The 13,919-nt window shown below is 71.1% G+C and carries 12 protein-coding genes, 1 other RNA gene and 2 pseudogenes; 10 read left to right on the top strand and 5 right to left on the bottom strand.

What is annotated here, in order from left to right; all coding sequences use genetic code 11:
• The first annotated feature begins 386 nt into the window (after window positions 1–386).
• The gene (locus tag ACT2CW_RS31155; RefSeq protein ID WP_164435317.1) at window positions 387–743 is read left to right on the top strand and encodes a hypothetical protein; all 357 of its coding nucleotides are present in this window, start codon (window positions 387–389) and stop codon (window positions 741–743) included.
• The gene (locus ACT2CW_RS31150; protein WP_164435316.1) at window positions 740–991 is read left to right on the top strand and encodes a hypothetical protein; all 252 of its coding nucleotides are present in this window, start codon (window positions 740–742) and stop codon (window positions 989–991) included. Before ACT2CW_RS31155 ends, ACT2CW_RS31150 begins: the two co-directional genes overlap by 4 nt.
• Here ACT2CW_RS31150 and ACT2CW_RS31145 read toward each other — a convergent pair whose 3' ends face one another.
• Window positions 992–1,876 (bottom strand): alpha/beta fold hydrolase, encoded by an 885-nt coding sequence (locus ACT2CW_RS31145; RefSeq protein WP_445519050.1) that lies wholly within the window; start codon window positions 1,874–1,876, stop codon window positions 992–994. It abuts the gene before it with no gap.
• 93 nt (window positions 1,877–1,969) lie between these two features.
• On the opposite strand from ACT2CW_RS31145, the gene ACT2CW_RS31140 reads away from it, so the two are divergent.
• The 5 genes from ACT2CW_RS31140 (at window position 1,970) to yicI (ending at window position 8,417) form a co-directional block, all read left to right on the top strand.
• Window positions 1,970–2,863, top strand: coding sequence for a LysR family transcriptional regulator (locus tag ACT2CW_RS31140; RefSeq protein ID WP_182471306.1), 894 nt, complete (start codon window positions 1,970–1,972; stop codon window positions 2,861–2,863).
• A gap of 150 nt (window positions 2,864–3,013) precedes the next feature.
• On the top strand, window positions 3,014–4,318 hold the full coding sequence (locus ACT2CW_RS31135) for an ABC transporter substrate-binding protein (protein WP_164435313.1): 1,305 nt from the start codon (window positions 3,014–3,016) through the stop codon (window positions 4,316–4,318).
• Window positions 4,319–4,325: 7 nt separating this feature from the next.
• Window positions 4,326–5,240: a carbohydrate ABC transporter permease gene (locus ACT2CW_RS31130; RefSeq protein ID WP_445519049.1), complete on the top strand. Its 915-nt coding sequence runs from the start codon at window positions 4,326–4,328 to the stop codon at window positions 5,238–5,240.
• Between the two features lie 113 nt (window positions 5,241–5,353).
• Window positions 5,354–6,118 (top strand): carbohydrate ABC transporter permease, encoded by a 765-nt coding sequence (locus ACT2CW_RS31125; protein WP_445519207.1) that lies wholly within the window; start codon window positions 5,354–5,356, stop codon window positions 6,116–6,118.
• Window positions 6,119–6,131: 13 nt separating this feature from the next.
• On the top strand, window positions 6,132–8,417 hold the full coding sequence (yicI, locus tag ACT2CW_RS31120) for an alpha-xylosidase (RefSeq protein ID WP_445519048.1): 2,286 nt from the start codon (window positions 6,132–6,134) through the stop codon (window positions 8,415–8,417).
• Between the two features lie 70 nt (window positions 8,418–8,487).
• Here the strand turns inward: yicI and dacB are convergent, their stop codons facing one another.
• Complete coding sequence (gene dacB / locus ACT2CW_RS31115; RefSeq protein ID WP_445519047.1) at window positions 8,488–10,092, bottom strand: D-alanyl-D-alanine carboxypeptidase/D-alanyl-D-alanine endopeptidase; 1,605 nt, start codon at window positions 10,090–10,092, stop codon at window positions 8,488–8,490.
• Between the two features lie 126 nt (window positions 10,093–10,218).
• Between dacB and ACT2CW_RS31110 the strand changes: the two genes are divergently transcribed.
• Complete coding sequence (locus ACT2CW_RS31110) at window positions 10,219–10,626, top strand: DUF3592 domain-containing protein (RefSeq protein WP_445519046.1); 408 nt, start codon at window positions 10,219–10,221, stop codon at window positions 10,624–10,626.
• A gap of 289 nt (window positions 10,627–10,915) precedes the next feature.
• On the opposite strand, the gene ACT2CW_RS31105 is transcribed toward ACT2CW_RS31110, so the two are convergent.
• Window positions 10,916–11,617 carry a TetR/AcrR family transcriptional regulator gene (locus ACT2CW_RS31105; RefSeq protein ID WP_445519045.1) on the bottom strand — a complete coding sequence of 234 codons (702 nt, stop codon included), beginning with the start codon at window positions 11,615–11,617 and terminating at the stop codon, window positions 10,916–10,918.
• Between the two features lie 99 nt (window positions 11,618–11,716).
• Here ACT2CW_RS31105 and ACT2CW_RS31100 point away from each other — a divergent pair.
• A pseudogene (locus ACT2CW_RS31100) lies at window positions 11,717–12,642 on the top strand (zinc-binding dehydrogenase).
• A 12-nt stretch (window positions 12,643–12,654) separates the two neighbouring features.
• A pseudogene (locus ACT2CW_RS31095) lies at window positions 12,655–12,879 on the top strand (ATP-grasp peptide maturase system methyltransferase); the annotation flags it as partial.
• A 65-nt stretch (window positions 12,880–12,944) separates the two neighbouring features.
• Here the strand turns inward: ACT2CW_RS31095 and ssrA are convergent.
• Together ssrA and smpB are read right to left on the bottom strand one after the other, a co-directional pair.
• Window positions 12,945–13,314: a transfer-messenger RNA gene (gene ssrA, locus ACT2CW_RS31090) on the bottom strand.
• 116 nt (window positions 13,315–13,430) lie between these two features.
• Window positions 13,431–13,910, bottom strand: coding sequence for an SsrA-binding protein SmpB (gene smpB, locus ACT2CW_RS31085; RefSeq protein WP_164435300.1), 480 nt, complete (start codon window positions 13,908–13,910; stop codon window positions 13,431–13,433).
• Window positions 13,911–13,919 lie beyond the last annotated feature (9 nt).

Raw genomic sequence — 13,919 nt, 5'->3', positions numbered from 1 at the left:
ACCCGGCCGCCATTGACAACACAGATGCGTGAATGGCCCCCGATCAGGTGTTGGACCGCCCCCGGCCGGGCCCGGGACCGTAGTGACGTGATCCTCTTCCTCGCCTCCCGCCCCGTCGTCCCCCGCCCCGGCACCACCCCACCACGCCGCCGCTCCCCGCTCACCACCCTCGCGGCCTTCGCCCGACGACTGCGAGCCCAGAACCGCACCCGCGCGGCCGAACCGACATCCCGGCCACGCGACCCCAGGCCGTCGCGAGACTGACGCTCCCGGCCGACGCGGGTCCCCGCCATCGGCCGGATTCGTCATACAAGCCGCCGCTCGCCGCGCAGGCCCCGTCATGGCCAGTACGGTGCATACGGACACCGAACAGCCCGGAGGACCGCATGAGCGCACACCCTATGGAGCCGCCCACGGGGGGCCTCATCCCCCGGCCGGAGCGCACTCCCGAATCCCTGCGCCTCGCGCTCGCCCGCGTAGCTCCCCATCGGCTGGGCGAGATGGAAACCCAGAAGAACGAGGCGTTCGCCTTGGCAGCCGAACACAACAACCTCGGCCCCATCCACCAATGGCTGACCATCTGGGCCGGCGAGGTGGAGATCGAGCGCCGCCCGGACCTGGCCGCACGACGGCGTAACGCCGAACACGCGGTGCACACGCTCGACAAGGACGACCCAACCTGGCGGGCCGCCATGGACGAACTCCTGGCCGTGGTGAACGAGGCCCGGCAGGCCACCGCGTGAGCTGGGCCTGGGAGTACGACCCCAGCGAAGACCACGTCGCGAGCGGCGCCCCGCCCGCTTTGATCGCCGAAGTGGAGAAGAAGGCGGACGAGCTGGTCCGTGCGGCGGCCGCCTTGTATCTGGACGGTTCGGCGTACCAGGGGCCGTCGCCGCGCGGTGAGAACGTTCTCGTGCCCGGCGGCATGTTCTTCTGCCAGGTGGTTCCCCGGCATGAGCGGGTCTACCTGCTTCAGATCACTGCTTGGTGATCACCCCGAAGCGCCAAAGCGGCGGGGACCGCCCTCCGACGCGTCCGCCTCCGCCAGAAAGGGCCTGAGCAGAGACAGCAGGGGGCCGGGGCGTTCCTCGGGGAGGAAGTGGCCGCTGTCGTCGATCACGGCGCCGCGGGTCGCCGGGGCGACCTGGCCGAGGCTGTGGACGGGGGCCGGGCCGCCGGCCCGGCCGCAGCCGACGGCCAGGGCGGGCATCGGGAGCGGGGTGCGGGCGAGTTCGGTGAGGGCGGCGGTATCGGCGGGGGCGTTGCGGTAGTACGCGAAGCCGTTGGCCAGCCGGCCCGGGCGGGTGTAGCTGCGCAGATAGGTGTCGACATCGGCGGGGCGGATGGCCCCGGCCTCCAGGGCATGCCCGTAGAAGTGCTCCAGCAGGATCCGCTCCCGGCCCTCCGCCAGCCGCTCCGCGAGGCCGGGCACCGAGAAGAAGCCGAAGTGCCAGAGCCCGGCGCGGGCGATCAGTTCGCTCAGCCCGAAGCCGTGCAGTGGCACGGCGAGCAGGGTGAAGCTGCGGACCGGGGCGGGGTGGGCGGCGGCCCACGCGTAGCCGATGGGGCCGCCCAGGTCGTGGCCGACGACATGGACCCGGTCCAGGCCCAGCTCGGCACGCCAGGCGTCGAGCAGGTCGGCGGCGATCCGGACGCCGTGGCCGCGCGGGGAGGAGCCCGAGTCGCCCAGGCCCGGCAGGTCCACCGCGAACACCTCGTGGTGGCGGGCGAGTTCGGGGATCACCTTGCGCCAGGCGTACCAGGTCTGCGGCCAGCCGTGGAGCAGCACGACGGGGGTTCCCGGCCCCGCCGCCCGCACCCAGTGCAGCCGTACGCCTTCGATCGTCGTCTCGCGGTGTTCCAGCGTTTCGCTCATGCGGGCCAGTCGAACACCGGCGCGACGATACTTTCCTCTTTGATATATGAGAGGTAAAGGGATTATTCGCGATCAGATATAGGCTTGGTCGTTATGGAGCTGCGCCATCTCCGCTACGCGCTCGCCCTCTCCGAGCACGCCCACTTCGGCCGCGCCGCCGCCGCGCTGGGCATCCGGCAGCCCCCGCTGTCCCAACAGATCAAGGCGCTGGAGACCGAGCTGGGCGTACGGCTCTTCGACCGCACCGGGCACGGGGTGCGGCCCACCGCCGCGGGTGAGGCGTTCCTGGCCCGGGCCCGGCAGGTGCTGGACCACCTCGACCTCGCCGTACGGGACGCGGCCGACGCCGGGCGGGGTGAGACCGGTTCGCTCGCCATCGGCTTCCTCGGCACCGCGCTGGCCGCCGTACTGCCCGAGGTGCTCACCGCCTTCCGGACCCGCCGCCCTCAGGTCCGGCTGGAGCTGCGGGAACTCCCCAGCGCCCGGCAGATCGAGGCGCTGCTGGACGGCAGCCTGGACGCCGGGGTCATCTGCGGCCCACCGCCCGCGGCCGCCCGGCGGCGGCTGACCAGCCTGCCGCTGGGCCGGGAGACCCTGGTGGCGGCGGTGCCGTCCGGCCACCCGCTGACCAGCGCCGCCGCCGTGCCCGTACGGGCGCTGGACAGCGAGCCGCTGATCCTCTCCTCGCGGCAGGCCGAGCCCGCCGCCGCCGATGTGGCGCTGGCCGTATGCCGTGCCGCCGGGGTCGAGCCGCGGATCGCGCATGAGGCGCACAATCTGCACACCCTGCTGGGGCTGGTCGCCTGCGGTCTCGGCATCGGCATCGGACCGGCGGGGATGCGGCGCTTCCGGCATGTCGGGGTGACCCTGCTGCCGCTGGAACCGGCCGCCGCCGGGCTGGAGTTCCACCTGGCCCACCGCTTCGGCCCGGTCCCGAGCGTCCTGGGCGCCTTCCTCCGCACGGTGCGCCAGGTCCACAAGGGCTGAGACCCACAGCGTTTTCGGGTGCGCCTGCTCCCGCCCGTTTTGTCAACGCCATTGACATATCTCTACCACCCCTCGTATACCTCTCCCCATCGAAGCGCTTCGACGAACGTTGCACATGCGCCCTTCCTTCCAACACTCCGGAGGCAGCGGATGTTGACGGCACGGAAACGGACGAAACGAACGGTGGCCACCATCGCGGCCGCGCTCGCGGCATCCCTGGTCATCGCGGGTTGCGGGGACGGCGGGGACGAGGCCGGGGACGGCAAATCGCTCAAGCTGTGGCACTACGAGGCGCCCAACAGCGCCATGGGCATCGCCTGGAAGCAGGCGATCGAGGAGTTCAAGAAGAGCCATCCGGGCGTCACGGTGAAGGTCGAGGAGAAGGGCTTCGAACAGATCCAGAAGACCGCCTCGATGGTCCTCAACTCCGGTGACGCGCCCGATCTGATGGAGTACAACAAGGGCAACGCCACCACCGGGCTGCTCTCCAAGCAGGGCCTGCTCACCGACCTCACCCCCGAGGTCACCAAGCGCGGCTGGGACAAGCCGCTCAGCTCCGGCGTGCGCACCACCAGCCGCTATGACGCCCAGGGCGTGATGGGCTCCGGCAACTGGTACGGGATCCCCAACTACGCCGAGTACACGATGGTCTTCTACAACAAGACCCTCTTCACCAAGCACCACATCAAGGTCCCGACCACCTTCGACGAGTTCACCGCCGCCCTGAAGGCGTTCAAGGGCAAGGGCGTCACCCCGCTGGCGAGCGCGGGCGCCGAATACCCCGCCCACCAGTACGTCTACCAGCTCGCCCTCTCCAAGGCCGACCGCTCCTGGGTGGACGCCTACGAGCAGTACCAGGGCAAGCCGGACTTCCACGACGCCGCCTGGACCTATGGCGCCACCACCTTCGCCGACTGGGTGAAGAAGGGCTATATCGCCAAGAGCTCGAGCGGCGCCAAGGCCGAGGACGCGGGCGCGGCCTTCATCGCGGGGAAGTATCCGATGTTCTTCTCCGGCAGCTGGTGGTTCGGCCGCTTCAAGTCCGAGATGAAGGACGAGTGGGGCACCTTCCCCTTCCCCGGCTCCAAGCTCACCCTCGGCTCCGGCGGCAATCTCTGGGTCGTCCCCAAGGGCGCCAAGAACAAGGAGCTCGCCTACGACTTCATCGACATCACGATGAAGAAGGGCATCCAGAACACCCTCGGCAACAACGGCGGAGTGCCCGTGGCCGCCGACCCCTCGGCGATCAGCGACCCCAAGTCCAAGGCCCTGATCAAGGACTTCACCAGCTACGCCGACGGCGACGGCCTGGCCTTCTACCCCGACTGGCCGGTCCCCGGCTTCTACGACGTCCTCGTCTCCGAGACCCAGAAGCTGATCAACGGCAGCGCGAAGCCCGACGCCTATCTGGACGCGGTGAAGAAGGCGTACGACGCGGGCGCGCCGAAGGGATGAGCTCCCGATGAGCTCCCACAGCAAGGCACCGCCGCTGCGGCGCCGCGAGTATCCGTACGCCCTGTTCCTGCTCCCCGGCGCGCTGGCCTTCCTCGCCGTCATCGTCGTCCCGTTCCTGATGAACACCGGGATCAGCCTCACCCACTGGCAGGGGGTGGGCAGCCCGAAGTGGGCCGGGCTCGCCAACTACCGCGAGCTGCTGGACGACTCCGCCTTCTGGGAGTCCTTCCGGCACAGCCTGGCCATGGTGGTGGCGATGGCGGTACTCCCCACCGCCCTCGGCCTGGTGCTCGCCGCCGCGCTCTTCGACTACATCGCCAAACACATCGGCACCCGCACCGCGAGCGTGCTGCGCGCCTGCTTCTATCTGCCGCAGGTGCTGCCGATCGCGGTGGCCGGAATCGTCTGGAGCTGGATCCTCGCCCCGGAGAACGGCGCGCTCAACGAGGCGCTGGGCGCCGTAGGGTTCGACTCGCTGCGCCATGACTGGCTGGGCGACCCGGACTTCGCGCTCTACAGCGTGATGGCCGTGATGGTGTGGGTCCAGCTCGGCTTTCCGCTGGTGGTCTTCATGGCGGGGCTCCAGCGCGCCGACCCGTCCCTGCACGAGGCGGCCGAGCTGGACGGGGCCTCGTGGTGGCGGCGGTTCTGGCATGTGACGCTGCCCCAGATCCGCCCGGAGATCTATGTCGTGCTGCTGTGGTGCACCATCGCGGCGCTCAAGGTCTTCGGCGCGGTGTATGTGCTCACCAAGGGCGGGCCGGGTGGGGCCACCAACGTCCCCTCGTACTTCTCCTTCCAGTCCTTCTTCGAGAAGACGCAGGTCGGGTACGGCTCCGCGGTCTCCACCGCCCTCACCGTGATCATCCTGGCGCTGGCCCTGGTGGCGTTGCGCCTGCAAACCCGGGCGGAGGACCAGTGAACGCCGTCAAGGGACCGGTGAACGCCGTCGGAGGACCGGTGAACGCCGTCAAGGGACAACGCGCCCCGGCCCGCTTCCCGGTGCTGACCGCGCTGATCGTGGCCGCCGCCCTCATGGTGCTGCCCTTCCTCGTAGTGGCCCTCAACGCCGTGAAATCGCCCACCGACTACTCCGCGCACGGCCCGCTGAGCCTGCCCGAGGGGATCCATCTCGACGGCCTCAGGGACTTCTGGCAGCGCGTGGACTTCGGCCAAAAGCTGTTCAACTCCGCGCTGATCTCCGGCTCGGTGGCGGTGCTCGCCGCGCTGCTGTCGGTGCTCAACGCGTATGCGATCGGCATCGGGCGAGTCAGGGGCCGCCCCTGGGTGCTGGCCTTCTTCGTGCTGGCCAACATGCTGCCGCAGGAGGCCCTGGTCTACCCCGTCTACTACCTGTCCAAGCAGGTGGGCCTGTACGACACCCGGCTGAGCGTGATCATCGTCTTCACCGTGATCCAGTCGGCCTTCGGCACCTATCTGCTCTCCTCCGTGCTCGGCGCCTTCCCCAGGGAGGTCATCGAGGCGGCCCGGATCGACGGCGCCACCAAGTGGCAGGTGTTGTGGCGGGTCGTGGTGCCGGTCAGCCGCCCCACCATCGGGGTGCTGCTGGTCTTCTTCTTCATCTGGACCTGGAACGAGTTCCTGCTGCCCCTGGTGATGCTGATCTCCAACGACAACCAGACGGTCTCGGTGGCGCTCGGCGTCCTCCAGGGCCAGCGGCTGATGGACGCCACCATGACCAACGCGGCCGCCCTGCTGGGGGTGCTCCCCGCGTTCTGCTTCTTCCTGATCTTCCAGCGGACCCTGACCCGTGGCATCGCCATGGGCGCGGTCAAATGACGAGGAGGCCCGCATGAAGTTCAGCGACGGCTACTGGAGACTGCGCGAGGGCGTCCACGCCGCCTACCCCCAGGGGGTGCTCGACGTGGAGACCGGCCCCGGCACCCTCACCGTCCACGCCCCCACCCATCCCGTACGCCACCGCGGCGATCTGCTCAAGGGCCCCGCCCTCACCCTGACCTGCACCGCCCCCATGCCCGATGTGATCGCCGTCCGGATCACCCACTTCGCGGGCGGGGTCGAGCGCGGCCCGTCGTTCGAGATCGCCCACGAGACGTACGACGCCGAGGTGCGCTGTGACGACGGGGAGGCCCGGCTCACCTCGGGCGCGCTCTCGGTGCGCTTCGCCCGCACCGGGCCCTGGCGGATGGACTTCGAGGCCGCCGGGCAGACGCTCACCAGCAGCGGCGTCAAGGACATGGGCATCATGGAGACCGCCGACGGCGGCCACCACCTGCGCGAACGGCTCGCGCTGCGGGTCGGCACCTTCGTCTACGGCCTCGGCGAGCGCTTCGGCCCGCTGGTGAGGAACGGCCAGGCCGTCGACATCTGGAACGCCGACGGCGGCACTGCCACCGAGCAGGCGTACAAGAACGTCCCGTTCCTCCTCACCGACGCGGGCTACGGCGTCTTCGTGGACCACCCGGGACGGGTCTCCTTCGAGGTCGGCTCGGAGGCGGTCTCCCGGATCCAGTTCAGCGCCGAGGACCAGGAGCTCACGTACTACGTCATCCACGGGCCCACCCCCAAGGACATCCTGCGCCGCTACACCGCGCTCACCGGCCGCCCCGCGCTGCCGCCCGCGTGGTCCTTCGGGCTGTGGCTGTCCACTTCCTTCACCACCTCCTACGACGAGGAGACCGTCACCGGCTTCGTGGACGGCATGGCGGAGCGCGCGCTGCCGCTGTCCGTCTTCCACTTCGACTGCTTCTGGATGCGCGAGTACCAGTGGTGCGACTTCACCTGGGATCCCCGGGTCTTCCCCGACCCGGAGGGCATGCTGCGGCGGCTGCGGGAACGGGGGCTGAAGGTCTCCGTCTGGATCAATCCGTACATCGGCCAGCGCTCCCCGCTCTTCGCCGAGGGCAAGGCGGCCGGGCATCTGCTGAAGCGGCCGGACGGGTCGGTGTGGCAGTGCGACTTGTGGCAGCCGGGCATGGCGCTGGTGGACTTCACCAGCCCGGCCGCCCGCGCCTGGTACGCGGCCAAGCTGACCGCGCTGCTGGACATGGGCGTGGACTGCTTCAAGACCGACTTCGGCGAGCGGGTGCCGTTGGACGTGGTCTACGCGGACGGCTCCGACCCCGAGCGGATGCACAACTACTACACCCACCTCTACAACCGCACCGTCCACGAGGCGCTGAGCGAGCGGCGCGGGGAGCGCGAGGCGGTGGTCTTCGCGCGCTCGGCCACGGCGGGCGGCCAGCGGTTCCCGGTGCACTGGGGCGGCGACTGCGAGTCCACCTACGAGGCGATGGCCGAATCGCTGCGCGGCGGGCTCTCGCTGGGCCTCTCCGGTTTCGGCTTCTGGAGCCATGACATCGGCGGTTTCGAGGGCACCCCGGACCCGGCCCTGTTCAAACGGTGGATCGCCTTCGGGCTGCTGTCCTCGCACAGCAGACTGCACGGCTCGTCCTCGTACCGGGTGCCGTGGCTCTTCGACGAGGAGTCGGTCGAGGTGCTGCGCCACTTCACCCGGCTGAAGCTGCGGCTGATGCCGTATCTGTACGAGGCGGCGCGGCAGGCGCACACCGAGGGCGTCCCGGTGATGCGCGCCATGGTCCTGGAGTTCCCGGACGACCCCGGGTGCGCGGGTCTGGAGCGGCAGTACATGCTCGGCGGGGATCTGCTGGTCGCCCCGGTCTTCGACGACGAGGGCGAGGTGACGTACTACGTGCCCGAGGGCGTCTGGACGCATGTGCCCAGCGGGCGGACGGTGCGCGGCCCGCGCTGGGTGCGCGAGACCCACGGCTTCCGCAGCGTCCCGCTGCTGGCCCGCCCCGGCGCGGTGATCCCGTTCGGCGCGGCCGACGACCGCCCCGACGCGGACTGGGCGGACGGGGTCACGCTGCGGGTGTACGAACCGGCGGCGGGCCCGGTCACGGTGCGGGTGCCCCGCCCGGACGGCACGACGGCCGCCACCTTCACCGTCGTCCGGGACGGGGCGGTGCTGCGCGCCGAGGCCGTCGGCACCTCGGCGCCATGGCGGCTGGAGGTGGCCGGCGGGCCGTCCGCGGAGGCGGCGGCGGGGACGGCGGTGCTGACGGTGCGGCTTCCGCCTGGCGGCGGCGGGGCCTGACCTCAGCTCAGCGCTGGGGCTTGGCCTCAGCAGTTCCGGGGCCTGCCCTCACCAGCGGCGGGGCCTGACCTCAGCAACGCCGGGGCTTGACCCAGGAGCATTCGCGTCCGGCGTCGGCCGTGGCGGCCGCGGCACCCCGTACGGCACGGGGCCGCACCGCCTCCGCATGGCCCTCGCCGGACTTCGCGAGCGTCACCACGATCGCGTCCTCCAGGTTCTTCACGGACGGGGCGAGGTAGTTGTTGAGGACGACGCTGTAGACCAGCTCCCTGCCGTCCGCGTCGGTGACATAGCCGGAGAGCGCGGAGGCGCCGGTCAGGGAGCCGGTCTTGCCGCGCGCGTTCCCGGCCGCCGGGGTGGAGCACATCCGCGTACGCAGGGTGCCGCCCACGAACCGGTCTGGGGCGCAGGCCACCGGCAGCGAGGCGTACCAGTCGGCGTCCCAGGGCTCGTCGCGCACCGACAGCAGCAGTTCGGTGAGGCGCCCGGCCGCGATGTTGTCCATCCGGGACAGCCCGGAGCCGTCCACCTGGCGCACCGCGCCGGTGTCCACGCCCTGCTTCTTCAGCCAGTCGGCGATGGCGGCGAGCCCCGCGTCCCAGGTGCCGCGCCCGGCCGTCGCATAGCCGATGGCCTTGGTGAGGGCCTCGGCGTGGATGTTGTTGGACAGCTTCATGAAGGGGATGAGCAGTTCCTTGAGCGGCATGGAGCGGTGCGAGGCGAGCTCTTGGGCGTCCGCCGGGGCGGCCAGGCCCAGGCGGGTGGGCCCGGCCACGCGGACGCCGTGCCGTTCGAGGGCGTCGGCGAAGACCGAGGTGGCGTAGCCGGTGGGCTCCCAGACGCTCACCCACTCCTTGGCGGTCGCCGACCCGGCCGGGAGGGCGCCGCTGACGGTGATGGTGTTGGAGCCGTGCTGCCGCTCGAAGGTGAGGCTGCCGCTTCCGGTGCCGCTTCCGGTGGTCGCGCGGTTGTCGATCCGTACGTACGCGTTCGGCGGTGTGACGGTGACCTTCGGCCGGTCGCCGGCCGCCGCGCCCGGGGTGACCTCCACGATGACGCTGCCCGCGTCGTAGTCGGTGTCGGGGGCGAGGGTCAGCGCGGAGATCTGCGCCGCGTAGTACGAGGACTCGTCGTCGGCCGCCCAGGAGCGGCCCACCCGCTGGGCGTCGAAGCGGGTGTCATCGGCGATCAGCCGCCCGCTGACCTTGGTGATCCCCGCGTCGGCGACGCCCTTCGCGAGGCGGTCGTAGTCCCCGGCGAGCATCGTGGGGTCGCCGGTGCCGCGAAGGTAGAGATCGCCCCGGAGGGTGTGCCCGCGGCGGGCGCCGTCGGTCAGCACATCGGTGCGGAAGCGGTGGTCGGGGCCGAGCAGCCCCATGGCGGCGGCCGAGGTGAACAGCTTGGTGTTGGAGGCGGGCATCAGCCGGTCGTCGGGCCGGTGCCGGTAGAGCACGGCACCGGAGTCGGCGTCGGCGACCACGACCCCGGCCGCGCCGCCCTTCAGGAGGGGGTCGGCGAGGATGGTGTCGATGGCGTCGCCGATCCCGGCGCGGGAGGCGTCGGCGGCGCGGGAGGCGTCGGCACCGGCAGGTGAGCTCCAGGTGAGAGTACAGACCAGCCCGATGACGAGGGGCCAGCTCCAGGCGCGCGCACGACGATTCACAGGTCTCCTCATGCCACGGGAGGATCCCGCACCCCGCCCCTTCGCGACAGAGCGCCCGAAGGTGGCAACCGAAGTTCCGGATCACCGCGTCCCCTGTGTCAGAAGGGGGAACCGAACACGACGAGAGGCGAACCACCGATGGCCGTGCCCGGAGCCGATCTGCTGTGCGTCGCGGTCGGATTGTTGCTCTACGCCTGCGCCGTCCGCGATGCCCGGCTGGTGCGACGGCTGCGCCGCGAGGGAGTCCGTACGGAGGGCGTGGTGGTCGCCAACGTCGTGGACCGCCGGGAGCGGAACCGGCACCCGACCCAGACGCCGGTCATCCGGTTCCACGACCACCAGGGCTACATGGTGGAGTTCACCACCGCGATCCAGGGCGTCGGCCTGGGCCTGGCGACCGGCCGGAGGGTGGACGTGAGGTACCTCCCGGGCGAGTCGCAGAAGGCCCGGGTATGGATGCGACGCCACATACTCGGCCCGGCGGCGGGCCTGACCCTGGGCGGCACGATCTTCTTCGGCTTCGGCCTGGTGATCACCTTCAGCTGACCACCGCCCGCGGGGCGGGGGGCGCGGCCCCGGGGCGGGGGGTCACCGCCGTGGGCGGGCAAGCTGCGCCGGGTGCGGGTGGGTCCGGGCCGACCCGGCCCCACCCATGCCGCAGCTGGGCCGACCGCAGGCGGCCTGGCCCGGCTGCCATCAGCCGCCGTCGGCGCGGAGCGCGGGCCCAAGGGCAGGCCGACGTGGGGCGTCACCCATCGACCGCGCGGGGCGTCGGCGGGCCGCCGGCAGGCCGCGCGAAGCCGCAGGGCCATCCACGGGCGCCAAGGCCCGAACATCAACCGCCGTCCCCGCCGGAACCGCCGTCCCCGCCATCCGCGGCCGTCAGGGCGAGGCTCGCGGGGAGGGCGGCGACGGCCTCGCGGAGGCGGTCGGCCAGTTCCCCGGCGGTGGGCGGCTCGGTACGGCCCGCGCCAACCGCCGCGTCGGCCTCATCCGCCCGCGCCACCCAGCTCGCCAGCGCCCCGTGGAACGCGGCGACCAGCATGTCCACGGCCAGCCGCGGCCGGAGGTCGCCCGGCGCGCCGAGGCCGAACCGTCGGCGGAGGATCGCCAGCGCCTCCTGCGTGGTGGCCTCGCAGAACTGCAAACCGTGCGCGCCCATCGAGGGCGTCCGCTCGGCCAGCCGCCGGCTGAGCAGCAACCGGCGGGCCCAGCCCTCGTCGTCCATCCGCGCCAGCGCGGCCAGCAGCGCGTCCCGCCCCAGCTCCACCACCGGCAGCCCGGCCGGGTCCGCGGTCTCCAGCTCCTCCAGGAAGGCCCGCCACAGGTCCTGGTCGGGGGCCATCGCGACATCTTCCTTGCTGGTGAAGGTGCGGAAGAAGGTGCGCTTGGAGACCTCCACCTCCTCGCACAGCTCATCCAGCGTCACCCCGCCGAAGCCGCGCCGGGTGAACAGCTCCAGCGCGGTGTCTATCAGCGTCTGACGGGTGCGCCGCTTCTTGCGTTCGCGCAGTGAGGAGTTGGGAGCGGCAGTCACGGCGAAAAGTGTAGCCGTCATCGACGATGCCACTTGCACGCGTTTGCCACTCAGTGGCATAACTGATGTCGCCATCATTCACCGGAAAGGCGAACCGCCATGCGCGCCCTGCTCGTTGACCACTCCTCCCCCTCCGGCCTCCGCATCGGCGAAGCCGCCGACCCCGAACCCGCCTCCCACCAAGCCCTGGTCCGGGTGACCGCCACCTCCCTCAACTACGGCGAGGTCGCCCACCGGACCGAGGCCCCCGACGGCACCGTGCTGGGCTGGGACGCCGCCGGAGTGGTCGAGCGCGCGGCCGCCGACGGCTCGGGACCGGCCGCCGGAACCCCCGTCGTCACCCTGGGCGCGGACGGCGGCTGGGCGGAGCTGCGCGCGGTGGACACCGGAATGCTCGGCCTCCCGCCCGCCGGTGCCGATCCCGGCGCGATCAGCACCATCCCGGTCGCGGGCGGCAGCGCCCTGCGCGCACTGCGCCGGATCGGCGACACCCTCGGCCGGCGCATCCTGGTCAGGGCGCCACCGGCGGGGTCGGCCGGTACGCCGTCCAGCTCGCCCGGCTCGGCGGCGCGTACGTCATCGCCACCACCGGCGACCCCGCCGCCCACGGCGACGACCTACGGGCGCTCGGCGCGCATGAGGTGATCGCGAAGCCGGAGGAGGTCGGCGAGCCGGTGCACGGAGTGGTGGACATGGTCGGCGGACCACAGCTGGTCGCCGCGTACGACAAGCTCGCCGCGCACGGCACCCTGGTCTCCGTCGGTCATGTCACGGGCCAGCCCGAGACCTTCCCGTTCGGCGCCCTCTACGGCAACGAGGGCCGCCACAACCGCTCCATCGTCACCTTCTACCTCCTCGACCGCCCCGACATCGGCCCGGACCTCGGCTGGCTCGCGGAACGCGTCGCGACGGGCGACCTCGACCCCCAGATCGCCTGGCGCGGCGGCTGGGACCGAGCCGAAGAGGCCGTCACCGCCCTCCTGGACCGCCGCCTCCACGGCAAGGCGGTCCTGGACATCGGCTGACCATCACCTGCCGACCGCGAGTCCTTCGCCGCGTTCACCGAGAACGGCTCCGGCTGGACCGTCCGGCAAGGCGGCCCGGTGGCGCTGTGGGATGACATCGAGCGGACGCTACTCGCCTGGCAGGACGCCGAACGTCCCGATATCACCACCGTGCGGCTCCGCGTCACCCCCCGCTCGCATACGTACTGGATCGACGACCGGCCCGCCGCACTGCGCTGGGAACACCGGCTCGGCTGATCACGGGCCGCAGACACGACGAAGGGCCCCGCCGTGGTGGCGGGGCCCTTCGTCGTACATGGGATGAGTGGAGATGGCGGGAATCGAACCCGCGTCCAACGGTGCGGAATCAGGGCTTCTCCGAGCGCAGTCCGCTGTGATTTTCTCGGCCCCGGAGATCACGCGGACAAGTCTCCGACGGGCTCAGTCACTGTTTGATTTCCCACTACACCCCGTGACCGGGTCTAGTGGTTTAGTTCCCTAGTCGATGCCAGGATCCGGGTCGGGAACAGCCCCGGGCTGACACTTCGCAAGTCGCTACTTAGGCAGCGAGGGCGAAGGAATCGCGCTTGGTGTTGGCGATTATTGGTTGCGACATATGGTTAACGAGATCATTGCCGCTTCCTCGGCTCGCTTCCCCTGCTTCGACAGCCGCTGTCGAAACCGATCATCCCCATGTTGATTTTTCAATGGTGGTGCCGCGCCCTCGGAGGGGCACAGCGCCATCATAGGTGAACAACGCGCGACGGGGCCACATCATTCCCGTCGCTTGGGGTGCGCCTTCCGGCTGGTCAGGCGCGCTGGCGGCGGCGGGCCGCCGAGATGGCCCGCTCGGCCTCGCGGCGGTCCTGCTTCTCGCGGAGGGTCTGGCGCTTGTCGTACTCCTTCTTGCCCTTGGCCAGCGCGACCTCGACCTTGGCCCGGCCGTCCTTGAAGTACAGGGCCAGCGGCACCAGGGTGTGGCCGGTCTCCTGGGTCTTGCCGGCCAGCTTGTCGATCTCCGCCCGGTGCAGCAGCAGCTTGCGCCGGCGGCGGGCCGAGTGGTTGGTCCAGGTGCCCTGGCTGTACTCGGGGATGTGCACGTTGTGCAGCCATGCCTCGCCGCCGTCGAGCTGGGCGAAGCCGTCCGCGAGCGAGGCCCGCCCCTGGCGCAGCGACTTCACCTCGGTCCCGGTCAGCACCAGACCGCACTCGTAGGTGTCCAGGATGTGATAGTCGTGCCGCGCCTTCTTGTTCTGCGCGATCAGCTTGCGACCCGTCTCTTTAGCCATGGTCAGGCC

It is taken from the genome of Streptomyces sp. NEAU-174 (assembly GCF_052665095.1).
Note: the sequence above shows the minus strand (reverse complement) of the source record. Positions and strands in the feature narration are given on the sequence as shown.

Bases quoted from the DNA above. Each gene is read 5' to 3' on its own strand.
- ACT2CW_RS31155 (WP_164435317.1), top strand. From the start codon at position 387: ATGAGCGCACACCCTATGGAGCCGCCCACGGGGGGCCTCATCCCCCGG.
- ACT2CW_RS31145 (WP_445519050.1), bottom strand. From the start codon at position 1,876: ATGAGCGAAACGCTGGAACACCGCGAGACGACGATCGAAGGCGTACGG.
- ACT2CW_RS31140 (WP_182471306.1), top strand. From the start codon at position 1,970: ATGGAGCTGCGCCATCTCCGCTACGCGCTCGCCCTCTCCGAGCACGCC.
- ACT2CW_RS31135 (WP_164435313.1), top strand. From the start codon at position 3,014: ATGTTGACGGCACGGAAACGGACGAAACGAACGGTGGCCACCATCGCG.
- ACT2CW_RS31130 (WP_445519049.1), top strand. From the start codon at position 4,326: ATGAGCTCCCACAGCAAGGCACCGCCGCTGCGGCGCCGCGAGTATCCG.
- ACT2CW_RS31125 (WP_445519207.1), top strand. From the start codon at position 5,354: ATGGTGCTGCCCTTCCTCGTAGTGGCCCTCAACGCCGTGAAATCGCCC.
- yicI (WP_445519048.1), top strand. From the start codon at position 6,132: ATGAAGTTCAGCGACGGCTACTGGAGACTGCGCGAGGGCGTCCACGCC.
- dacB (WP_445519047.1), bottom strand. From the start codon at position 10,092: ATGAGGAGACCTGTGAATCGTCGTGCGCGCGCCTGGAGCTGGCCCCTC.
- ACT2CW_RS31110 (WP_445519046.1), top strand. From the start codon at position 10,219: ATGGCCGTGCCCGGAGCCGATCTGCTGTGCGTCGCGGTCGGATTGTTG.
- smpB (WP_164435300.1), bottom strand. From the start codon at position 13,910: ATGGCTAAAGAGACGGGTCGCAAGCTGATCGCGCAGAACAAGAAGGCG.